This is a genomic window from Bacteroides sp. AM44-19 (assembly GCF_003603395.1).
GTDB classification, from domain to species: domain Bacteria; phylum Bacteroidota; class Bacteroidia; order Bacteroidales; family Bacteroidaceae; genus Bacteroides; species Bacteroides uniformis.
Genome location: NZ_QTNB01000001.1, coordinates 762,983 through 785,377, shown reverse-complemented (window position 1 = coordinate 785,377; position 22,395 = coordinate 762,983). Strand labels below are relative to the sequence as shown.

Sequence of the window (22,395 nt, the reverse complement as noted above, 5' to 3'; positions counted from 1 at the left end):
ATAGAAAGGCTGTCACATATTAGATAATGGACAGCCTTTGTTTTGAAATGGGAGATAGGAGAACTGAACATCCTAAGCTATCTATAAAGGAAAATCTCTCATCGTTTTGTTTTGGGGATAACTGGGTATATATGATTAGCTTTACTTGCCGATGCAGCATATTAGACCAGTTGACTACCAATGTTTTATAAATAAAATGGTAGAAAAGTCCGTTTTGCACTTCTTTTTCTTCGCTGAACGAGTACAAAATTAGTGCATTTTTTCGGATTATGAAAGCAAGTGAAAAACTTTGTGTGAAATCATTTTTGAAGGGCTGATTTGAGGTGTATTTGGGGATATATGGAATATGTTGCATCGCATTTTGTTGGTGGTGATGTTCGTGGTTATTTTGTTGACAATTTCTCCAAGGTTGAAGATGATGTAGCGTATTATAACGGTGCTGACCAAAAGAAAAAATAGTTTGCTTGCCGAATGTTTTTCTTTCTCCCTCTTTTTAACTTTACTTTAATGGACGTATATATGAATACGAGGATAAAGTAAAGTCGTTTTTTCTTTTGGTTGGCAAAATAGTTTTATCAAATCCTATGAAACAATGGTTGAAAATAAAACCGTTATAGGTGTCCTTCACTTATAACAGTTTAAAATGTAACTGTTATGGAAGATGTATATTCGTTCTCCGATGCTCACGCTGCGAATAAGTATGTAAGCCATATCTTTTGTTAAAATAGCCTTATTCCCATGGGGTGGTTTGAACCCAACCCATGGGAAATACTCTACTTGGTATATAGCAGTCATTAAAGTCAAGTTGGAAATGTGGTTACTCCTTTTGGGGTTGGCAAAATAGTTCTTTGACATGATGCGTGAATGAGGAACAGATTGCATCTATATAACAAACAATATTTCGTTAATTAGGTATATATAGCGATAATAAACAATATAATAGCACTTAGCTCTGGGAGTTTCTGCTCAAAATGGATTATGTGCATGGTTAATTATGCAATGATGTGTGTTTTTCTATGTGTAATACATCATTAAATAAATAAAAAGTATTATCTTTGCGTATTATATGATAGGTTGATTATGGCAAAGAATACAATGGGTACTAAGTTGCCCCGAAAATTGGAGCAGAAGATGCAGATAGTAGGGGAGCAGATTAAGTTGGCTCGCTTGCGTCGGAATTTGAGTGTGGCTCAGGTGGCCGAACGTGCTACCTGTTCTCCGCTAACCATATCCCGAATCGAGAAAGGTGCACCGACTGTGGCAATCGGCATTTATTTGCGTGTGCTGTATGCTTTGCAGCTTGACGATGATATTCTGTGGCTGGCGAAAGAAGATAAATTGGGGAAAGCCTTGCAGGATTTGAGTTTGAAGACAAGGGAGCGTGCATCTAAAAAAGAATAGGGATGAAGAAACTGTATGTATATGCTGATTTTGACTGGCTGAAGGAGATAGAACTCATTGGCGAGTTGGGCTACGAATCACTTCGTGGCTCTGACAGTTATTGCTTTACATTCAGCGATGATTGGTTGAAAAAGCATGGAGATTTGTTTTTGAGCGATGATTTGAACAATTATCCGGGACAACAATATACGCAGCCGGGGAAGGATATATTCGGATGTTTTTCTGATGCTTTGCCTGATCGTTGGGGACGGACTCTGTTGTTGCGACGTGAGCAGCTTGCAGCAATAGAAGAAAATCGGCCAGTACGAAGATTGTCTTCATTCGATTTCCTGACCGGCATTGATGACTTCTCCCGAATGGGTGCTTTCCGTTTTAAGGAAGACACTGATGGAGAGTTTATAAATGTAAGTGAGTCGTTGAAAATTCCGCCTTTGACGGATATTAGGGAATTGATTGCGGCCAGTGCGGAGATTGAGAGAAGCGAAGAGGATAATGTGTTGCCAGACAGAAAGTGGATTACGCAACTTGTGCAACCGGGTTCTTCATTGGGTGGAGCAAGACCGAAAGCCAGTGTGATAGATACGGATAAAACGCTTTATGTCGCCAAGTTTACTTCTCGTAATGATGATTACGATGCCGGACTTTGGGAACATTTCAGCCATTTGCTTGCAGCAAAAGCCGGTATAAATGCAGCAAAAACAAAAGTTATTGCCACAGGCGAAAAATATCACACCTTGCTTTCAGAACGTTTTGACAGAACCAAAGATGGAAAACGGATTCATTTTGCTTCTGCAATGACTTTGTTGGGACTGAATGACGGAGATAATGCAACTACAGGGCATGGTTATTTGGATATAGTGGATTTCATTATTCAAAACTGTACGGATGTTGAGTACAATTTGCAGGAACTCTATCGCCGTGTGGCTTTCAATATCTGCATTGGCAACAGCGATGACCATTTCCGCAATCATGGTTTTCTTTTGACTGCAAAAGGCTGGACGCTCTCACCTGCATACGATATGAATCCCACTCTGAACGAATATCAAAGTCTGCTTATTTCGGCAACTTCCAACAAGGCAGACCTCGGCATTTTGCTTGATGCTTGTGTGCACTATATGCTCAACAGAAAAACAGTTGAACATATTGTTTCAGAGGTTATTAATGTTGTGAAAGGGTGGCGAGGGTTGGCGGTACGGTTAGGTATATCTAAGCGAGAAATGGATATGTTTAGAGGGGTGTTGGATGAGAGGTGTAAAATGAATTTTTAGTAATGTTATTGTTTTGTAAATATGGCTTCAGAAACTAAGCGTGAAAAGACAAGAGTTTGTTGTCTAGATTTAGATGAGGATTGTTTGAACTTGTTAAAAGACAGATTTGATGTTTATGACGGAAGTTTGGGAAAACCTATTGATGTGTCTGGGAAAAATCATGGTGGTTTGAACTTATTACTCAATTATGAATTACCTCAAAATATACATGAATATGATATATTTATCGAGGATATGATAAGGCCTGATAGGATTCCGTATAATACAGAAGAAAATACGAGGACAGAGATTTTAGGTTCAAAAGCATATTATTTTATCAGTAATGCTCCGCAAACAATATTTGATCCATGCCCATATGGTAGTTCAATTCTGAATTATAGTCTTCATAAAGACAGAAATAGACCAGCCATAAGAATAGCATTTCAAGCCCCATATCAGTTAGTAAAATATGTCATTAGGGATATAAATGATTATTATTCCAGTCAGAGTATAGAGCATAATAACTATGAGCATTTGGTGGATTGTTGCTCTTCTAATATGGTTGGTACAGAGGTGAAATTATGTGATTGTATATTATCAAGAGTATTGTTTGAACCTTTTCTTAATGATGTTTCTTATTGTCAGATATATGAACATCCAACAGTATGGGATAATAACGGCGAAAAAAGAGTAAAAGATGACCAATTCTTACCTTTGTTAATGAATAGAACTGGAGGTGTTGTTTCTTACTTCTTTATGAGTAAGAACGATATAATTTTGGTATTGCCTCAAACAAAAAGGAAGCGAGAATTGTTACAAAAGGTAATGCAAGAGTTTCTGTTTAAATATTTTTCTGGATATTTTCCAGAAGTAGAAGAGTCGTTATGGTTAAATCAGTCAATTTATTATTTACCAGGGCAAGAAGAATTGCTTAGAGAAAAAGAGGAGTTAATTGCGGAATATAATGAACGTCTGATTGCTTTGGAAGAAAAAATAGAAATGAATAGTAACGAATATTCATTTTTGCATAAACTTCTTACTGCAACAGGGGATGAGTTAGTTGAAGCTTGTCTTGAATATTTTAAATGGTTAGGATTTAAAGATGTAATTGATAAAGACAAGGAACTCGATAAGGAATTCAATGAGGAGGATATTCAAATTAATACAGAAGATAAAGGATTGCTCCTTGTGGAAATAAAAGGTATTAATGGAACCTCAACAGATGCACAATGTAGTCAAATCTTTAAGAATGTTTTTCGCAGAAGGGAAGAACAACAAAGATTTGATGTCTTTGGATTGTATATTGTTAATAATGAAAGAGGTGTAGAACCTCTTTCCAGAACAATTCCTCCATTTAATCAGCAGCAGATCAAGGATGCGGTAAATGAAAAAAGAGGATTGTGCTATACGTGGCAATTGTTTAATCTGTATTTCGAGATAGAAGATGGGATCATAACTAAACAAGAAGCCCAAAGTATACTATTTAATAATGGCTTAATAGATTTTAGGCCAAAAGTAAATGAAGTGGCCGTGCCACATAAGTATTATGGACAACATACCATAGTATGCCTGAAAATTGACAACGTAAAAATTAGTGTTGGGGATTTTTTCTTTTACGAGGAAGATGGTAGGTGGAAGAAGTTAAAAATATTAACTATTAAAGATGGAGATGAAAAATTTCAATCCGTATCAAAAGGAAATTACGGATTTGAACTAGATAGGCGATGCCCTAATAAAAAGATGTTATACGTAAAGCAATAAAATATTATAGTTCTATTGTACAATAGGTGATTCTTGAGTTTTGGCTGTCAAACAACAACCTGAAAGTTGTGTAATCTCGATTATTTATAGTACCTTTGCCTACAAAATAAGGCAAAGGTATTTTTGATGCATACAATGGCTGAAGACAAGATAGACAACGCTTTAGGAGAAGGAATGAATATAATGGAAAATAAGAGCGAGGATTGGATTTGCCATTCACAGGCTATAGCAGCAATCATGTCAAACCGAATGGAGGAACTTGGTATGACACAACGAGCTTTGGCTGAGAAAATGAATTGTACCCAGCAGTATGTTTCTAAAGTGTTGAAAGGTCGTGAAAATTTGTCGTTGGAAACCTTATGCAAAATAGAAAATGCATTAGACATCAAGATATTGCAAGCTAGAATAAATAAGTAGTAACACCATAGCAGGACAAGAATATGTCAACACAAAGCGAAGCGGCGTTGGAAGCCGGACTGATAGCCACACTCCGACAAATGGACTATGAGTATGTCCAGATTGTCGAGGAAGATAATCTTTATGTTAATTTCAAACGTCAGTTGGAGATTCATAACAAGAAACAACTGGCGGAAGTTGGTCGTACTTCATTTACGGATGAAGAGTTTGAGAAGATATTAATTTATCTTGAAGGTGGAACTCGCTTTGAAAAGGCCAAGAAACTTCGTGACCTCTATCCGCTTGATATGGTAAATGGACAACGGATTTGGGTGGAATTTCTCAATCGTACCCAATGGTGTCAGAATGAGTTTCAGGTCTCGAATCAGATTACTGTTGAAGGACGGAAAAAATGCCGCTATGATGTGACTATACTTATCAATGGTTTACCATTGGTTCAGATAGAGTTAAAGCGCAGGGGAGTAGAACTCAAACAGGCATATAATCAGATACAACGCTATCATAAGACTTCGTTCCACGGATTGTTCGACTATATTCAATTGTTTGTTATATCAAATGGTGTCAATACCCGCTATTTTGCCAACAATCCTAATAGCGGTTATAAGTTTACATTCAATTGGACGGATGCAGCCAATCATCCGTTTAATGAATTGGATAAGTTTGCCGTATTCTTCTTGGAAAAATGTACGCTTGGCAAAATAATAGGGAAATATATCGTGCTGCACGAGGGCGACAAATGTTTGATGGTGCTTCGTCCTTATCAGTTCTATGCCGTAGAGAAAATTCTAGATCGTGTGCAGAACTCCAACGATAACGGCTATATATGGCATACAACAGGAGCCGGAAAGACATTGACTTCGTTCAAGGCTGCCCAACTTGTGTCAGAGTTGGATGATGTGGATAAGGTTATGTTTGTTGTTGACCGACATGACCTTGATACTCAGACTCAATCGGAATATGAAGCGTTTGAGCCGGGAGCTGTGGATAGTACTGATAATACGGATGAACTTGTGAAGCGACTTCAAAGCAATTCTAAGATTATCATCACTACCATTCAGAAACTCAATGCCGCAGTCAGCAAGACGTGGTATAGCAACAAGATTGAAACTATTCGCCACTCACGTATCGTGATGATATTTGATGAGTGTCATCGTAGCCACTTTGGGGATAGTCATAAGAAGATTATGAAGTTCTTTGACAATGCTCAAATCTTTGGCTTCACGGGAACACCTATTTTTACTGAAAATGCGGTAGATGGGCATACCACTAAGGAGATATTCGGAAATTGTCTTCATAAATATCTTATTAAGGATGCCATAGCCGATGAAAACGTGCTTGGATTCCTTGTGGAGTATTATCACGGCAACGAAGTTGTTGACAACGACAATCAAGCTCGTATGGAGGAAATCGCCAAGTTTATCCTTAACAATTTCAACAAATCCACATTCGACGGAGAGTTTGATGCCTTGTTTGCTGTGCAATCCGTGTCGATGCTCATACGATATTACAAGATATTCAAATCGTTGAATCCGAAAATCCGTATAGGTGCTGTGTTTACTTACGCTGCCAACAATAGTCTGGATGATGAACAGACCGGCATGGGTACAGGGCAGTATGCAAAAGAGGGTGTGGGTGAGGCTGATGAACTGCAAACAATTATGGACGATTATAACAATATGTTCGGCACTGCTTTTACTACAGAAAACTTCCGTGCCTACTATGATGACATCAATCTGCGCATGAAAAAGAAGAAAGCGGATATGAAACCGCTTGACCTTTGTCTTGTCGTGGGTATGTTCCTTACCGGTTTCGACAGTAAAAAACTGAATACGCTCTATGTAGATAAGAATATGGAATATCACGGTTTGCTGCAAGCATTCAGTCGTACCAACCGAGTATTGAACGAGAAGAAACGTTTCGGTAAAATCGTTTGCTTCCGTGACTTGAAAAATAATGTTGATACGTCTATTAAATTGTTCAGCAACTCTGATAATTCTGAAGATATAGTACGTCCACCGTTTGAGGATGTAAAAAAGGAATATAAATGCTTGGCAACAGAGTTCCTGAAAAAATATCCTACACCCAGCAGTATAGATTTTCTGCAAAGCGAAAATGACAAGAAAAATTTTGTTCTGGCATTTCGTGATATTATCCGTAAACATGCGGAAATCCAGATATACGAAGATTATAGCGAGGATGCGGAAGATCTTGGTATGACTGAGCAGCAATTCAACGACTATAAGAGTAAGTATCTTGACATTACAGTCGGGTTTATAGAACCGCCTGTAATTCCATCTGTAGTTGCAGAAGACCCTGTTCCGTATGGGAACAGTCAGGGATTAGAGGATATAGATTTCTGTCTTGAACTTCTACATAGCGACATTATCAATGTGGCTTACATTCTTGAACTCATTGCAGAACTTGACCCATATAGCAATGATTATTCAGAGAAAAGGCAACATATCATTGACACAATGATTAAGGATGCCGGGATGCGAGGCAAAGCCAAACTCATTGATGGCTTTATTCGGAAAAATGTTGATGAAGATAAGGAAAACTTCATGAGCGGACGTAGTAAGGCTGATGGTACAAGTGAATTGGAAGAGCGTTTGAATCAATATATTGTATCTGAACGCAATAAGGCTGTAAAAGATTTGTCGGATGATGAACAAATTCCTACCGAGGTGCTGAATCTATACATAAAGGAGTATGACTATTTGCAAAAGGAACAGCCGGAAATCATACAAAAGGCATTGAAAGAAAAACATCTTGGTCTTATAAAAACAAGAAAGGCGTTGACGAGAATCATGGAGAGATTGCGTAATATAATAAGAACATTTAATTGGGAGTAAATACGTATATGGTAAAAACAAATGAACCCGGATATGTGTATATCTTGACTAATCCAAGTTTTCGTGAGGATTGGGTTAAGATTGGCAAAAGCGCACGCCCTGTTGATATACGTTCCAAGGAACTTGACAATACGGCAGTTCCGTTGCCTTTTGAGATACATGCAACCATTAAAACGGTTAAATATAATGAGGTGGAAAAACTCGTGCATAAGATAATCGACAATTTGACTGATTTTCGTATTCGTCAGAACAGAGAATTTTTTAATGTCGCTCCGCAAAAAGCATTGGAAATTTTTAAAGAAATAGCACAAACTATAGATGATGCCGTAATAACAGAATATGAGAATAATCAACCTTTGCGTAGCGATAACTTTATATCTCAATCTGTTCAAAATGAATTGCCAAGAAAATGTACTAATAGCAGAAAAGACTATACAAAATATTCACTTAATGGAGTTGGTTCTTATGGGAAAGGTAGATTAGCATTAGAAGTAGTTCGACTTTTTATCGAGTCTACCTCTGTTGATTATAAAGAGCTAATTAATTTGTTGCCTAAACACTTAGTTAAAACCGTTGAAGAAGTCGGAAATTGGAAACTTAAAACGTCAGATACGCATAAAAGATGGTTTGAAAAAGATATTCTTATGTCTAATGATGGTGTCAGGTTTGTTGTATCATCACAGCATGGTAAGAATAATATAGGTCGTATTTTAGAGTTTGCGAATAAATTTGGTTTTGTAATTAAAGAATTATAATAAATATGAGCGAAGAACTGCAACAGAAACTCCGTGACCAGCTTTGGGAGGTCGCAAATCGTTTGCGTGGCAATATGTCGGCAAGCGACTTTATGTATTTCACATTGGGTTTTATTTTCTATAAATACTTATCTGAGAAAATAGAAAAGTATGCCAACAATGCCTTGGTGGATGATGAAATAACCTTTAAGGAATTGTGGGAAATGGATGATACCGATGTAGTCGAGTTACAAGAGGAAGTAAAGAATCAATGCTTGGAAAATATAGGTTACTTCATTGAACCGAAATTCTTGTTTTCGTCCGTAATAGAGGCCATCAAGCGGAAAGAGAACATTTTACCTATACTTGAACGTTCATTGAAGCGTATCGAAGACAGCACTCTTGGACAGGACAGCGAAGAGGATTTCGGAGGATTGTTTTCAGATATAGACTTGGCTTCACCTAAATTGGGTAAAACAGCCAATGATAAAAATACACTCGTCAGCAATGTGCTTCTTGCATTGGACGATATAGACTTTAGCGTAGAGGCATCACAGGAAATTGACATCTTGGGTGATGCTTACGAATATATGATTTCGCAGTTTGCGGCAGGAGCCGGGAAAAAAGCCGGGGAATTCTATACTCCGCAGGAAGTTAGCCGTATTTTGGCAGAGATTGTTTCCATTGGACACCAGCGTTTGCGCAATGTATATGACCCTACTTGTGGTAGTGGCTCATTGCTTCTTCGTGCTGCAAGTATTGGAAATGCGGTTGATATTTACGGACAGGAAAAGAATCCGACGACCTACAACCTCGCCAGAATGAATATGTTGCTTCACGGTATCAGATTCAGCAATTTCAAGATTGAAAACGGCGATACGCTTGAATGGGATGTCTTTGGCGACACTCAGTTTGATGCGGTAGTCGCAAATCCTCCATTCTCTGCCGAATGGAGTGCTGCCGACAAATTTAATACCGATGACCGTTTCAGCAAAGCAGGGCGACTTGCGCCAAAGAAGACAGCAGATTATGCTTTTATCCTACACATGATTTATCACTTGAACGAAGGTGGTACGATGGCTTGTGTCGCTCCACACGGTGTTTTGTTCCGTGGTAATGCAGAAGGGGTAATACGCCGTTTCCTGATAGAGAAGAAAAACTATATCGATGCCATTATCGGTTTGCCGGCTAATATATTCTATGGTACAAGTATTCCGACCTGTATTCTTGTGATGAAGAAATGCCGTAAGGAAGATGATAATATTCTGTTCATAGATGCGAGCAAGGAGTTTGAGAAAGTCAAGACACAAAACAAACTGCGTAAAGAGCATATTGACAAGATTGTTGATACCTATCGCGAGCGAAAAGAAATAGAAAAGTACAGCCATCTTGCCACTTTACAGGAGGTTGCCGATAACGACTATAATCTGAATATTCCTCGTTATGTCGATACTTTTGAAGAGGAAGAACCTATTGACATTAAAGCTGTAATGGCAGAAATCAAGGAGTTGGAAGCCAAACGTGCCGAACTAGATAAGGAGATTGAAGTATATCTTAAAGAATTGGGACTGGTTGAATAATAGTGTTATGGCAGAGATAGATAACATCCCGGAAATGCGTCCTTCATTCGACAATATCCGCCGTCACGATGAGAGCGAAAATGAATATTGGAGTTCACGTGACCTATGCGCTGCTATGGGTTATTCGGCTTATTGGAAATTCCAAAAAGTCATAGACAAAGCAATCAAAGTCGCAGGCATAAAAGGAATGAATATTGATGAGCATTTCAACCAAGCGGTTGATATGGTGAAGATAGGCAGTGGCTCGTTCCGTAAAGTCAGTATCTTCCGCTTGTCACGTATGGCGTGTATGATTATTGCTGAAAATGCTGATGCAAAAAAAGTATTGGTACAACAGGCAAGAGATTACTTTTCTCAAACCATATCTACTAACGAATTGGTGCTTAACTCATATAGTTCCAATCTGTTACTGTATAAAACCGCACAAGGAGAAGTTCGAGTAGAGGTAATATTCAATAGTGAAACATTCTGGATGTCGCAAAAGCGCATGGCGGACTTGTTTGGGGTGGATGTACGAACCATCAACTATCATCTTGGACAGATTTATGAATCCAGTGAACTTACCAAAGAGGCAACTATCCGAAAAATTGGGATAGTTCAATCCGAGGGAGAACGAGACGTGGAGCGTACACCGTTGTTCTATAATTTGGATGCTATCATAGCGGTAGGTTATCGTGTCAATAGCTATCAAGCCACTCAGTTTCGTATTTGGGCTACGTCTGTTTTGAAGGAATTTGTCATTAAAGGGTATGCTCTTGATGATGAAAGACTAAAACAGGGAAAGCATTTTGGCAAAGATTATTTTGATGATTTGCTGGAGCGTATTCGTGAGATACGCACATCGGAACGCAGATACTACCAGAAGATAACAGACATCTATGCGGAATGCAGTGCTGATTACGACCCGAAATCGGATTGTACTAAATTGTTCTTCAAAATGGTGCAAAATATGATGCATTTGGCTGTGACTAATCGTACCGCTGCTGAAATAGTGTATGAACGTGCCGACTCTGAAATGCCCCATATGGGATTGACCACTTGGAAGAAAGCTCCCGATGGTAGAGTTCAGAAGTCCGATACGATTGTGGCAAAGAACTATTTGTCAGACAAAGAGATTTCCGAACTTAACGGCGTAACTAACGCATTCCTTGAATTTGCAGAGCTTCGTGCCCAACGTCACATTATAACAACGATGGAAGATTGGAAGCAACGTCTTGAACAGTTTCTTGGCACTATGGATTATAAGGCACAAGATACTGCCGGTAAAGTTTCACAAGAAGCAGCACGAGAGAAGGCGTATGGCGAGTACGAGAAATATAAAGTGATTCAAGACCGTTCTTTTATCTCTGATTTCGACCGGTTTAATAATGGCGACAAATTGTTGCCGTTTGATATTAACCCTGATAAAGAATAATGATTATGGCAAATAATAACGAAAATAAAATCCTCAATGTTCCCCATTTGAGATTCCCAGAGTTTATAGAGGAATGGGAAATATGTAAAGTGTCTGAGCTATTGGATTTCTATTCAACCAATTCTCTGAGTTGGGAACAACTTGAATATGGGGAGAAAGCCATGATGAACTTACATTATGGACTCATTCATGTTGGGCTTCCTACTATGGTGGATTTGAGAAGAGATAAACTACCCAATGTCAAAGAAGGTAATATGCCTAAAAACTTTGAATTGTGTAAAGAGGGAGATGTAGCCTTTGCTGATGCTTCGGAAGATACGAATGAGGTTGCTAAAGCCATTGAGTTTTTTAATCTTGATAATAAGGATATTGTTTGTGGTTTACACACAATTCATGGGCGAGACAATAAAAATAAAACTGTTGTCGGCTTCAAAGGATATGCTTTTTCGTCATCTGCATTTCATAATCAGATTAGACGAATAGCACAGGGAACAAAAATCTATTCCATCAGCACAAAGAATTTTTCCGAGTGTTATGTTGGTATTCCATCCAAAGCGGAGCAAACTAAAATAGCTACACTGTTACGACTAATAGATGAACGCATCGCCACCCAAAACAAAATCATTGAGAAACTGCAATCCTTAATTAAGGGACTAAACAATACGCTGCAATATGATACTGGAGGAAAATCTGTTTGTCTCGGAGATATTTTGTTGGAACGGTCGGAACGCTCACAAACGAATAATCAACATGAGGTACTGAGTTCCACTGTTAAGGGTATATTCTCTCAACGAGAGTATTTTTCAAAAGACATCGCAAGTGAAAACAATGTGGGTTATAAAATCATTCGGCTTCATGATGTTGTTTTAAGTCCTCAAAATTTATGGATGGGGAATATCAATTACAATGATAGATTTGAAATTGGGATAGTTTCTCCTTCTTACAAAGTATTTTCAATAGCAGATGGTTACGACAATCAGTTTGTGGCTGCAATGTTAAAGACTCATCGTGCCTTATACAGCTATATGATGGTATCAGAGCAAGGCGCAAGTATCGTTAGACGCAATTTAAATATGGAGGCTTTCTCGCAGCTTGTATTCAAAATACCTTCTCTTGATAAACAAAGAGAAATAGGCTATGCAATATCATTATTGAAGTCCCAATTAAAAACAGCGAATAAGATTATTAAAGCTTATACATCACAAAAGCAGTATCTGCTCCGTCAAATGTTTATATAAACATCTGGCGGAGTAAGTATTGCTTCAACCTATTATAAGAACCATTCAATGCAATTTGGCTTGATAATTTTCTTTCTAAAGATTGCATTAATTTTGCTATATGGCATTGAATGCTCTTGTTGGGAATTGGTAACCTTAAATCACTGAGAGTCGATAGTACTATATAAGGAGTGTTGCTTGAACTCTTTTCTATTGCAATTCTTTTGGGCAGCAATACTTTCAACGCCCATTTAATGTACTGGATATTTTCGGAGAATATATCTAACACATAAGTTCTTTGATAAGCATTAAACTTTCCGTGATAATAATTGATATATCCTAAATTAGCGCCATTACCAGAGATTAGTAAAGCTTCTGTATCAAAAGCAAAGCTATCAATTTTGAATGGTTGTTCTGCACAAGTAAAAAATGGATAAATCCCATTATCTACCTGTGCATTTGCATCTAGTTTTCCTGTTGTAATTTGACAAATATCACCAAGTTTTACATATGTGTTTCCACTTGTTGATTCTTTAATGCAATGCTGTGCAATTCCCTTAATTAAGGATTGTTTGTGTTATAGGTCTGCGATTAGTAAACATTTGTTTGCACGAAAAGATTTGTTAGAAACTACTATATGCTTGTCGAATATTGCGACATTGAAAAATGGTTACGCATTCCAGAGTGGTAAGTATAATGCACTGGGCAAATGGAAAATCCTCACAATAACAAATGTGCCTGGCGAGCGATATATAAACGATGAAGATTGCAATTGCATAATCAACTTGCCGAACGATATACAAGACCACCAAGTATTAAAAGAAGGAGATATTTTAATATCTCTTACGGGTAATGTTGGGCGTGTTTCTCTTTGTAAGAATGGAGACTATTTACTCAACCAACGAGTTGGTTTGTTGCAACTTTCAAAAAATGTAAATCGAGAGTTCCTATATCAAATTCTATCTTCTCAAAGATTTGAGAATAGTATGATAGCTTGTGGTCAAGGTGCTGCCCAAATGAATATTGGTAAAGGGGATGTAGAAAGCTATGTGTTACCGTATTCCTCAAATGGTAATAACATTCTTTGGGTCGCAAAAATACTACACTCATACGATGAGCGCATCATTAATGAGCTACGAAGACTAACCTTGTTAACCATGCAGAAGCAATATCTCCTTACCCAGATGTTCATATAAACATCTGGGACAAAAGATAGTTCTTTTGCTTATTGAATAGTTTAAGTACTGATAACTCATTGTCGATTTTTACATCAATGCCTTGCAGTGTTGACGCAATTTCCATATTGCGACTATGTCCATAAATTGGAATCATTATTCCGCGAATAATATCAGCGTTGATATTGCTTTGTGTTCCAGTTTCAAGATACTTGTGGATGTAGCGATACTTAAAGTATGACAAGTAGTAGTACAGATAATCCAATAAACCTTTGTCTTTTAGTTGCATTGCAAACATTGCCTGGCTTGTTGTAGTAGGTATTTCATTTATAGTTACCAAGCCAACTGATGCGTACATTGACATTATTAAACTATACTTTGGAACTACCCATGCCGAAGAGTTTTCTAATCCACTTTGGCTCAAATGATTTTCTGTATATCGGACATACTTACCTTGTTTTGTTATATCGTTAATACTCAAGAATGGTATTTCTCCATTATAGTATTCTTTATTTGTGGAAGTCGGAGTACCACCAGCCTTGCCTTTTGAGAATAAAGTATCTAATCTACACCATCCATTAGGCTCTTGAGCAAATACCTGTTTACTAATCGCAGACTTTAGCTTTTTCAAATCCTCAATGATTTTGTTTTGAGTAGCAATACGCTCATCTATCAACGACAATAACTCTGCTATCTTTTGTTGCTCAACATCAGATGGAACTGACACTTGAATTTTACGAACTTCATTTGCCGAAATTTCTAAAAAGGTTGACCCACAAGACTTCCTGATTAGATCTTTCTTCTTTGTTTGTATCAGATAATAGAGAAAATCAACATTGCATTTTTTAGATACAAGACATTGAAAACCTTGGTTTGTAGCACATTCTCTGAGAGATAATGAGCATTCTCCAATGGTGGCACGAGAACTTAAAAGTATCGTATTGGGAGGCAAAAGTTTTGCGCTGGAATTGTTTAACCCCACTTCTGTTATGGTACGCAAACTTGAATCAACATATTTATTTTTACCTATTTCAGAAGGGGTAAACCATTGTATTTCTCCATCCCAATATGATTTTACAGTAGTATCAGGCGTTCCACCGCCAATAACAACCGCTAAATCGTTTATTGATTTTGTTACCCATTCCCCACTAAACTCAGGGAATCTCAAATGGGGAACATTGCCCATTATATTTCTCTAATTATAGGAAACCCCTAAAAAAGCAATTATGACAAAGAAATCAATTAGAGAAATTGCGATGGCTTGGCGAGAAGACAAGCGTCCGTATGTGAAGCAATCAACATTTGCAGCTTATATGTTGATTCTGGAAAACCATCTTTTACCATATTTTGGTGAAAGTGATGCGTTAAGCGAGAAAGCGGTACAAGATTTTGTACTACAAAAACTCAATGGTGGTATGAGTGTAAAATCGGTAAAGGACATTCTTATTGTGCTCAAAATGGTGATGAAGTTCGGAGTAAAACACGAATGGATGAATTATTCAGAATGGGACATAAAATATCCTACAACAGAAAAGAACAAGGAGCTGGAGGTGTTGACTGTAGCCCATCACAAGAAAATATTGGACTACATTCGTCAAAATTTCACATTCCGTAATTTAGGCATCTATATAAGCCTAAGCACCGGACTTCGTATTGGTGAAGTTTGTGCTTTACGCTGGAGTGACATTGATGTCGATAGCGGAACTATCAGCGTTCAGCGTACCATAGAGCGTATTTATATTATCGAAGGTGAAATGAAACATACTGAGCTGGTTATCAATACGCCTAAAACAAAGAACTCCTGCCGTGAAATTCCTATGAGCAAGGAGTTGCTTGCATTGGTGAAACCACTGAAAAAAGTGGTAAATGCGGATTACTACATACTCACCAATGAACCATTGCCCACAGAACCACGAACATATCGCAATTATTACAAACGGTTGATGGAGCACCTTGGTATCCCCAAATTGAAATTTCATGGGCTTAGGCATAGCTTTGCGACTCGCTGTATAGAAAGCAATTGTGACTATAAAACAGTCAGTGTATTGCTGGGACACTCAAATATCAGTACCACGCTCAATCTTTATGTCCATCCAAATATGGAACAAAAGAAACGTTGTATCGCCAAGATGTTCAAGTCGCTTGGCAAATAGCATTTTACTGGTATGTAACTTCTGTGCGATCATTTGGAGAAAAACGGTCTAAGTTAGCAAGTCCAAGTGAAAATGCACTAAGCTCAGTCATTGTTAAATAAAACGTAGAAGATGCCCGACATGTACCCGACAAGTTCAAAGAAAATAGCTATGTTGATTGAAGTATAGCTTGTATGCACTTTTAGTTCAAATGTCAAATCGCAGAACTATACAACAATTCCGTAACCACCGTAACAGTTACGGCGGTTACAGGATTGTTATAGCCTATGATACGACCAAACAAATGCCAATGATAGTTGCTTTCTAAAGATTCGTAAACTTTCAATTACGTCCATTTATCCAAAATCTTCGGTACGATTATAGCCATGGCAATCCCCAAAATTGCAATAAGAATATAGATAACGACTGCTTTCCATATCAACGCTGAATGCAATATTTCTGCATTGGCCACTATCATGCTGACGAAAAAAGAAGATAGGGCTACCAGTATTATAATGGTGATATAAAATGTGGTAGCCGGAATATGGATGGCATTGTCGGCTTTCTTTATTCTCCGCTCGGCTTCCTTGCATTTGCTTTCAATCTGACTGAGAAAATCACATAGAAGCCTTGCGCCAAATTCTACTGCCATCTTCTGCATTTCTTCAGAAATGATAGGTTTACACTCTCGTATAGAGTTGGACAGATTTTTAACATCCGTTCTCAACTTGAACACGTTGTCATTCAGCTTGACAAGTTCTTGTGCATTGATATCGAGTAGGCGATTTTCTTCCTCCTGATATTCATTCTTAGGATTGGACTTTATGGATTCCGCTTCTGCCATTTCTGCGGAAAAATCAAATTTCTTCTTCATGCGCTTATCGTTTTAATCCTATTTTCGTTTTCTTTCCTAACGAACGACTGGCAGCACGAGCGCATCTGCGAGCCCATTGCAAATCGTCTTCGTCTTTATCTCTCCATGGAAGCTCGCTTTGCGAACCTCCGCCACCTCCGCCGGTTGCTACATTCGACGTATCAAGCAGTCCGACAAAAATAGCCACGGCCATATCAGCCAGTTCATGCGAGTTGGAAACGAACCTGTAATTAAATTCGTCGTTGAAGCAGTCAAGCACTTTTTCCGGAATATAGAACTTGTGTTCCTTATCTTTATGGGTAAGGGTGTAGGGAATCATATCCGAATGGTCTGGGCGATATTGGGTGTAGTCAATAGGTGCAGCCTTATGTTCTGCTATTTGTTGAACCTCTAAGGGTGTATTGTTTCTAATGGCAATTGCTGGCTGATGGTACAGTTTCTCCCATGTCGCAGGAAGTTTCGAGACCATTAGGTTCCTGCCGACTCCCAATTCGGAAGCCTTGTATTTGGTATTCCCATGCACGAGTGCATATCCACGAAGAATACCCTTCTTGTCCTCTCTTTCATGGACGGTATAACCTTTCCGTATAAGAGCACTCTTGTATTCATCCCATGACCATGATGGCATTGCTTTCAACACCTCCATACAGTCCCGGTTCACTTGTGGAATGTTCCAATTTCGGATTTGCGCTGCAGTTGTCCAGCCTCGTTTCTTTGCCACTCGCTCGGCTGCACGTTGTGCACGAAGATGAATGTTATGGTCGTTGTTGATATTGCCATCTTCATCCAAACGGCAAATCGCAGCATGGAGGTGAGGGACTTCGCCTTTGGATTCCGTATGCAACCAAACTGAGTATTTGCTGCCCGCCAAATTGGTCGGACAGGAACGGACTTTTCCGTTCTTGCCAGTAATCACTTGTCTGTCGAACTCCTCGGCGAATTCCTGCCAAAGTGTTTGCCAATCTTCAATGTCATAGAATTGGGTATGTTCGGGCGATGGGCTCAACTCGATTCTGATTACAGAATTCTTTATAGGCCGATATTGGGATAAGGTCAACTGCATGGAGTTCCATATCCCCATAGCGTCTGGTTGAGAGGGTAACAGATTGTCCACTACTCGATAGATTTTCTCCGGATGTTTCTTGTGCTGTGATTCTCCGGTAATATAACGGAGGTCGTTTATTCCGTGCGATATTGCTTTGGCTTTTGCAATCATTCTTCTTTGGATTTAGGGTTAGACGGAATGTTGTTCTTCTCTTTTGCAGCATTCAAGAACTGGCAGACACTTTCGGCTACATTGCCAAGCTCCTTAAGCCAACCGACCATGAACGGAATCTGATTGAACATTATCATGCGTTGCTTTGTGGACATTCCATGAAGTGCAGATGTATATTTTACGAGGTCTGACCGACAATCGTCCAGATTCTGCAACAGAGCAGCTTCTTTTCTCGTGAGTCTTGCTTTGGGTTTGAAGTTATACGCGCGTGATAATATGTAGTCACTTACGGTCATGCCGCATTGTTCGGCCAGTGATTTTATATGTTCTTTCTGGCTGGGAGTGACTTTAGCTCCGATAAAGACGCTTCTTGTCTCGTCAGAGGAACTGGATGAATTTTCAATATTTTCTTTCATATAAATAGTTCTATAATGGTGAATAGGTGCGAGCTTGCGAGTACCGCACCGGCGGAGTCTATGAGCCGGCGAGAGCGCCAATGTACAACCGTAACGTAGTGAGGTTATACCTTGGCATATCTCGCAACAGTTACCTGTTGATACTTTCCGGCAAACCATATCGGATGTACATAGCGAACTGGCATCCGGATGGTATAAGATACATCTCTAAAAGAGGGGAGAGAATGAATGTTTTCAACTACTATCTTCACAACTTTGCTTTATCCTTATATGTATGCCCCGATAATAAAGTAAAGTCAAACTTAGTAATGGTATTCGGGGTTGATTTGATACTCTTTCCCCACTTTTATTACCATGCGTTTGTTTCTGAGAAAAGTAGCGACCTTGACCGCTTTGTTGTGACCGAGATTTACGTCTTGCAATCCATACCCTATTTTCAGTCGTTCCAGATAGTCATTGTAGTTGCTGATGTTGCCGTTTGCAAAGGCGGCATCCAACGCAGCCTGATGTACATTCTCAGGGATTTCCTTGTACGGTTCAAACGGCTCTTTGGTTGGTCGTCCGATCTTTTTCTCTTTGGGCAGATAGGACTCTACCAGTTCGGGTATGGCTTCCTCGTTTATGCGGAAAGCGAAAGGCTCAAACTCACGGTCACGGATATGGACGGCTTCGACCACGCTTACAGTCTTGTCCTCTTTATCCACTTCGATCTGCATGATGGTTTCCGCTTTGTTGTTAAGTTCCGTGCCGATGTGACCACGGGCATGTTCATCATTCTTGTTCTGATGCAAGACGGTATGAATATGGATTTGCCTGTCATCCGTCCACTGCATGAATTTGGAGATTATATTGGTGGCTTCATTCGGAGAATTGATGTCATACATAAAATCCCTGATGCCATCTATAATGACCAGACCCAAATTCGGAATTGTGCCAATGGCCTGTTCGACTATTGCAAGCCTCATTTCGGGAGAATATTTGCGCAGACCTAACATAATCAGATTGTCAGAATCGGCATCCTTTGGTAATCCGGCCAAACATAGAATGCGTTGTAGCACCTTTTGGCAATGAGGCTCTCCTTGTTCGGTGTCGATATACAATATCGTCCGTTTATTTTCCGGGAACGATGAACGGTAATGGAGTACTGTGCCATTGGCCAATGCGGAAGCGGCAATGGCTGAAACATTGAAAGTCTTCTTGCTTTTGGCTTTACCGATGGATGCACTGAAGTTGCCCAATGTTCCGATAATGGAGTTATCCACCATCAACACCACAGGCGACTGTTCATATGTGTTGGTTACGCTCACGGTAGCCTCCTTTATGTAAATAGCCAGTTCCTCGGCTGTCGGAATGTTATTGTTCGTCTTCTCCATAGCTTACCAATTTTTATTGTTTGGTTTACGACGATGGGAAGCGAGCAGCGCATCATTCTCTTCCTCGAAACTTTGCGGAATAACGGTCTTACGGGACGACTCCAACCATTTATCCAGCTCATCACGATAGATGTAGAGGTGCTTGCCTTGTTTTATAACCGGAATATCGTCCTTTTTAACTTTGTAATAAAAGGTCGATAGCGGCATTTTGAGATAGGCGCAAGCCTCCTGCACGGTCATGGGGACGTGCGTGTTCTCCTTGACCTCGTTCTGCTTGGAAAGTTTCTCTGTCAGCAGACTTTCCATACTTGCAATTCGGTCGCATAACTCTCCCAGCACTTCGGGAAGGTCATTGAATGTGAATTGATTCTTAGACATGATTCAAATGTTTTATTTGTTAAACATGCTGCAAACCAACACAATGATCCTATGCAGACCTTCGTCAGCAGAGGGTAATTTTCCCGTCAGCGACGGAATCATTTCAGTCGGTCAGAACCAGCTGTCTCATCGTCTGCTTTTTTGAGGCAATTGAAATAATACTCTCCTTTTAGGGGAATATCAAGTGGGATTTTACAAATACCTGTAGTCCGTAGATTTTTTGATAAATAAAACAGAGTAGCATTTTTCAATTCGTGTGGGAATATGGTTTTTATGAATTCTGCGCATTTTTCCACCGAGATATTCAACCTTATACCGATATTCCATACAAAATGCCGTATATCGAGAGTGTTTAATGGGTTGTCGAATTTGGAACGTATGGACTTGTATAAATCACATTGCCCATGGGCAAAGCACTCTATGTTTTCGTGAAGTGTAATAAGGTCGTCTTTTGAAAGGAACTCAGCCATACTATATGTGGTATATTCGTGCATAACACGCATAATGTCAGCTTGCTGCTCTGCCTTTTCCCGTTCTATTTCAGCTATGCGTTCGTCATAACCATCTGTGTAATCATTCCTTGCTGTCGGCACTTCTATAACTTCTACTTCCGCGGTAATGGTATCAGATGGCTGCGTGATTTCAGGTGGGATGGATTCTTTTTGCTTGCCAAAAGAAATACATACGTTATTCTTGATAAGGTAGCGATAGAAAAATCTTTGAGAGAACGCACATGAAAGAGTTAAGATCACAATACTCAATATAATAGGTGTGGTATATTCCATCAGGTTTATTTGATGGCAGTTGTAAAGATAAGTGGCGATTACCGAGTATGAAGTAACGCTTACCGCAAGTATGAAACTTGCCTTTTTTCTGTGAATTTGAATACTATCTGTCATAATCTATTGTTGTTTAGATGAAATGATAGTGCAAAGTTATAAGCACATTTCCAGATAGTTATAAATAAGTGCAGTAAATCGGTCAATTTTTAAGAAAATATAGTCTTAGAGTATGATAATCTCTCGAAAATCATACTCTAAGACTATGTAATGGGGCAAAATAGGGGAGTTCAACCCTTGCGTGTCAAAGTGATTTTCTTGCTGGCTTCACGCTTGTTGCTGTCCACGACTTTCATGTAACGCATCGTGGTGGTGATGCTTTTGTGCGCCATCAAGCTTTGTATGGTACGGATGTCTGTACCGGCAGCACCTTGGAGGGTTGCGAATGTTCTCCGATATGAATGGAATGTTATGTTCTTGGTTATTCCGGCAGAACGAATCCACTCTTTCATTGGTACTTGTGTCCAACTACGCATAAGTTCCTTGAATACCAGACCTTTCTTCTCAGAACTGTATCCTATCAGTCCTAATGCCTCCTCGCTGATGGGAATGATGTCTTCCGCTTTGTTTTTCTGTGTGATGATATGCACACATTTCCCTCCGGCAGAGTAGTCCACTATGTCTTCCCAGCGCAGGGCTAGGATGTCGCTGATGCGCAAGCTGGTCATACAGGAAAACAGCGATGCGATTTTCACAATAGGCTTTTTACATGGCGTTTCAGCTAACTGGTATAATTCTTCAACAGATAAAGCTTCTTTCATAGTGTCTTCTGTTTCAATCTTTTCCAAGAAGTCATTGACATTGGTCTTTATCATCCCTTTACGATATAGTATTTTCAAGAATCCTCTGAAAGTAGACCAGTATCCTGATGCTGAGTTTCGTGTGATACGTCCGTTGCGTCTTAGTTTCTTGGCGCTCAGCAGATATTCCCGAAACTTGTTGCACAGGTCGATGTCAATCTCTTCAAAAGTGCATTTGCCGTGTACGAAGTTCTTGAAATGGAGATAGACGAACTCCCATTTCTGGTCGTGCTTGCGGAGCTGCTGGCGATAGTACTCCAAGAAATCACCCTTTAGTTTGTACCTGTCGAAGAAATCATAGCGTTCATTTACAACCGATTCAAACCTACGGCAACGGATGGCTTCGGCTTTCTCGGTCATTACATCGTTGAAATTCTGCTCACGTTTGTTCTTCGGGTTGGCATAGATATAAATGCCAAGCGACTCGTGACGGATTACTTTCATCGTTTCCTTGTCTCTATATCCCGGATAATAATCCAGATAGAATGACAACATTTTGTTCTTTAGAGGTCTTGTCCTCAATGTTACAGTTTTACATTCGTGCATACTCTACTATATTATATTGTTGT

The 22,395-nt window shown here is 39.2% G+C and carries 20 protein-coding genes; 11 read left to right on the top strand and 9 right to left on the bottom strand.

The features are described from left to right. Window positions 1–1,080: 1,080 nt before the first annotated feature. From DW947_RS03555 to DW947_RS03515, 9 genes are all read left to right on the top strand, one after another. A complete protein-coding gene (locus DW947_RS03555; protein ID WP_032556411.1) occupies window positions 1,081–1,401 on the top strand; it encodes a helix-turn-helix domain-containing protein in 321 nt (106 codons plus the stop codon). A gap of 2 nt (window positions 1,402–1,403) precedes the next feature. Continuing rightward, the gene (locus DW947_RS03550; RefSeq protein ID WP_032557991.1) at window positions 1,404–2,669 is read left to right on the top strand and encodes a type II toxin-antitoxin system HipA family toxin; all 1,266 of its coding nucleotides are present in this window, start codon (window positions 1,404–1,406) and stop codon (window positions 2,667–2,669) included. A gap of 21 nt (window positions 2,670–2,690) precedes the next feature. Further along, on the top strand, window positions 2,691–4,409 hold the full coding sequence (locus DW947_RS03545) for a hypothetical protein (protein WP_032556413.1): 1,719 nt from the start codon (window positions 2,691–2,693) through the stop codon (window positions 4,407–4,409). 135 nt (window positions 4,410–4,544) lie between these two features. Beyond that, complete coding sequence (locus DW947_RS03540) at window positions 4,545–4,826, top strand: helix-turn-helix domain-containing protein (RefSeq protein WP_009125814.1); 282 nt, start codon at window positions 4,545–4,547, stop codon at window positions 4,824–4,826. Window positions 4,827–4,849: 23 nt separating this feature from the next. Continuing rightward, window positions 4,850–7,678: a type I restriction endonuclease subunit R, EcoR124 family gene (locus DW947_RS03535; protein WP_009125813.1), complete on the top strand. Its 2,829-nt coding sequence runs from the start codon at window positions 4,850–4,852 to the stop codon at window positions 7,676–7,678. Between the two features lie 8 nt (window positions 7,679–7,686). Further along, complete coding sequence (locus tag DW947_RS03530) at window positions 7,687–8,433, top strand: GIY-YIG nuclease family protein (protein ID WP_009125812.1); 747 nt, start codon at window positions 7,687–7,689, stop codon at window positions 8,431–8,433. 5 nt (window positions 8,434–8,438) lie between these two features. After that, window positions 8,439–9,992: a type I restriction-modification system subunit M gene (locus DW947_RS03525; protein ID WP_005864312.1), complete on the top strand. Its 1,554-nt coding sequence runs from the start codon at window positions 8,439–8,441 to the stop codon at window positions 9,990–9,992. A 7-nt stretch (window positions 9,993–9,999) separates the two neighbouring features. Beyond that, window positions 10,000–11,406, top strand: coding sequence for a RhuM family protein (rhuM, locus tag DW947_RS03520; RefSeq protein WP_165859459.1), 1,407 nt, complete (start codon window positions 10,000–10,002; stop codon window positions 11,404–11,406). A gap of 5 nt (window positions 11,407–11,411) precedes the next feature. After that, a complete protein-coding gene (locus DW947_RS03515; protein WP_119958457.1) occupies window positions 11,412–12,644 on the top strand; it encodes a restriction endonuclease subunit S in 1,233 nt (410 codons plus the stop codon). Here DW947_RS03515 and DW947_RS03510 read toward each other — a convergent pair. Further along, window positions 12,637–13,161 (bottom strand): restriction endonuclease subunit S, encoded by a 525-nt coding sequence (locus tag DW947_RS03510; protein WP_224440865.1) that lies wholly within the window; start codon window positions 13,159–13,161, stop codon window positions 12,637–12,639. The two genes, DW947_RS03515 and DW947_RS03510, sit on opposite strands and share 8 nt — an antisense overlap. Window positions 13,162–13,243: 82 nt before the next feature. Here DW947_RS03510 and DW947_RS03505 point away from each other — a divergent pair, with 82 nt between their 5' ends. Further along, window positions 13,244–13,819 carry a restriction endonuclease subunit S gene (locus tag DW947_RS03505; protein WP_224440811.1) on the top strand — a complete coding sequence of 192 codons (576 nt, stop codon included), beginning with the start codon at window positions 13,244–13,246 and terminating at the stop codon, window positions 13,817–13,819. Here DW947_RS03505 and DW947_RS03500 read toward each other — a convergent pair. Beyond that, window positions 13,812–14,984 (bottom strand): restriction endonuclease subunit S, encoded by a 1,173-nt coding sequence (locus tag DW947_RS03500; protein WP_119958448.1) that lies wholly within the window; start codon window positions 14,982–14,984, stop codon window positions 13,812–13,814. The two genes, DW947_RS03505 and DW947_RS03500, sit on opposite strands and share 8 nt — an antisense overlap. Window positions 14,985–15,024: 40 nt before the next feature. On the opposite strand from DW947_RS03500, the gene DW947_RS03495 reads away from it, so the two are divergent. Continuing rightward, window positions 15,025–15,951 carry a tyrosine-type recombinase/integrase gene (locus tag DW947_RS03495; protein WP_005864322.1) on the top strand — a complete coding sequence of 309 codons (927 nt, stop codon included), beginning with the start codon at window positions 15,025–15,027 and terminating at the stop codon, window positions 15,949–15,951. A gap of 325 nt (window positions 15,952–16,276) precedes the next feature. Here DW947_RS03495 and DW947_RS03490 read toward each other — a convergent pair whose 3' ends face one another. The 7 genes from DW947_RS03490 to DW947_RS03460 form a co-directional block, all read right to left on the bottom strand. Then, complete coding sequence (locus DW947_RS03490) at window positions 16,277–16,804, bottom strand: hypothetical protein (RefSeq protein WP_022471187.1); 528 nt, start codon at window positions 16,802–16,804, stop codon at window positions 16,277–16,279. 4 nt (window positions 16,805–16,808) lie between these two features. Then, on the bottom strand, window positions 16,809–18,020 hold the full coding sequence (locus tag DW947_RS03485) for a relaxase (RefSeq protein WP_118940685.1): 1,212 nt from the start codon (window positions 18,018–18,020) through the stop codon (window positions 16,809–16,811). Next, on the bottom strand, window positions 18,017–18,436 hold the full coding sequence (locus DW947_RS03480) for a plasmid mobilization protein (RefSeq protein WP_022471185.1): 420 nt from the start codon (window positions 18,434–18,436) through the stop codon (window positions 18,017–18,019). Before DW947_RS03480 ends, DW947_RS03485 begins: the two co-directional genes overlap by 4 nt. Window positions 18,437–18,738: 302 nt before the next feature. Then, window positions 18,739–19,809 carry an AAA family ATPase gene (locus tag DW947_RS03475; RefSeq protein ID WP_117974492.1) on the bottom strand — a complete coding sequence of 357 codons (1,071 nt, stop codon included), beginning with the start codon at window positions 19,807–19,809 and terminating at the stop codon, window positions 18,739–18,741. Between the two features lie 3 nt (window positions 19,810–19,812). Beyond that, entirely contained in the window at window positions 19,813–20,187 is a 375-nt protein-coding gene (locus DW947_RS03470) for a helix-turn-helix domain-containing protein (RefSeq protein WP_022471183.1), read from the bottom strand. 98 nt (window positions 20,188–20,285) lie between these two features. Beyond that, window positions 20,286–21,086: a hypothetical protein gene (locus DW947_RS03465; RefSeq protein WP_022471182.1), complete on the bottom strand. Its 801-nt coding sequence runs from the start codon at window positions 21,084–21,086 to the stop codon at window positions 20,286–20,288. A gap of 170 nt (window positions 21,087–21,256) precedes the next feature. After that, entirely contained in the window at window positions 21,257–22,372 is a 1,116-nt protein-coding gene (locus tag DW947_RS03460; protein ID WP_118940684.1) for a tyrosine-type recombinase/integrase, read from the bottom strand. Window positions 22,373–22,395: the final 23 nt, after the last annotated feature.

Coding starts and splice junctions, on each gene's coding strand:
- DW947_RS03555 (WP_032556411.1), top strand. CDS start 1,081: ATGGCAAAGAATACAATGGGTACTAAGTTGCCCCGAAAATTGGAGCAG.
- DW947_RS03550 (WP_032557991.1), top strand. CDS start 1,404: ATGAAGAAACTGTATGTATATGCTGATTTTGACTGGCTGAAGGAGATA.
- DW947_RS03545 (WP_032556413.1), top strand. CDS start 2,691: ATGGCTTCAGAAACTAAGCGTGAAAAGACAAGAGTTTGTTGTCTAGAT.
- DW947_RS03540 (WP_009125814.1), top strand. CDS start 4,545: ATGGCTGAAGACAAGATAGACAACGCTTTAGGAGAAGGAATGAATATA.
- DW947_RS03535 (WP_009125813.1), top strand. CDS start 4,850: ATGTCAACACAAAGCGAAGCGGCGTTGGAAGCCGGACTGATAGCCACA.
- DW947_RS03530 (WP_009125812.1), top strand. CDS start 7,687: ATGGTAAAAACAAATGAACCCGGATATGTGTATATCTTGACTAATCCA.
- DW947_RS03525 (WP_005864312.1), top strand. CDS start 8,439: ATGAGCGAAGAACTGCAACAGAAACTCCGTGACCAGCTTTGGGAGGTC.
- rhuM (WP_165859459.1), top strand. CDS start 10,000: ATGGCAGAGATAGATAACATCCCGGAAATGCGTCCTTCATTCGACAAT.
- DW947_RS03515 (WP_119958457.1), top strand. CDS start 11,412: ATGGCAAATAATAACGAAAATAAAATCCTCAATGTTCCCCATTTGAGA.
- DW947_RS03500 (WP_119958448.1), bottom strand. CDS start 14,984: ATGGGCAATGTTCCCCATTTGAGATTCCCTGAGTTTAGTGGGGAATGG.
- DW947_RS03495 (WP_005864322.1), top strand. CDS start 15,025: ATGACAAAGAAATCAATTAGAGAAATTGCGATGGCTTGGCGAGAAGAC.
- DW947_RS03490 (WP_022471187.1), bottom strand. CDS start 16,804: ATGAAGAAGAAATTTGATTTTTCCGCAGAAATGGCAGAAGCGGAATCC.
- DW947_RS03485 (WP_118940685.1), bottom strand. CDS start 18,020: ATGATTGCAAAAGCCAAAGCAATATCGCACGGAATAAACGACCTCCGT.
- DW947_RS03480 (WP_022471185.1), bottom strand. CDS start 18,436: ATGAAAGAAAATATTGAAAATTCATCCAGTTCCTCTGACGAGACAAGA.
- DW947_RS03475 (WP_117974492.1), bottom strand. CDS start 19,809: ATGGAGAAGACGAACAATAACATTCCGACAGCCGAGGAACTGGCTATT.
- DW947_RS03470 (WP_022471183.1), bottom strand. CDS start 20,187: ATGTCTAAGAATCAATTCACATTCAATGACCTTCCCGAAGTGCTGGGA.
- DW947_RS03465 (WP_022471182.1), bottom strand. CDS start 21,086: ATGACAGATAGTATTCAAATTCACAGAAAAAAGGCAAGTTTCATACTT.
- DW947_RS03460 (WP_118940684.1), bottom strand. CDS start 22,372: ATGCACGAATGTAAAACTGTAACATTGAGGACAAGACCTCTAAAGAAC.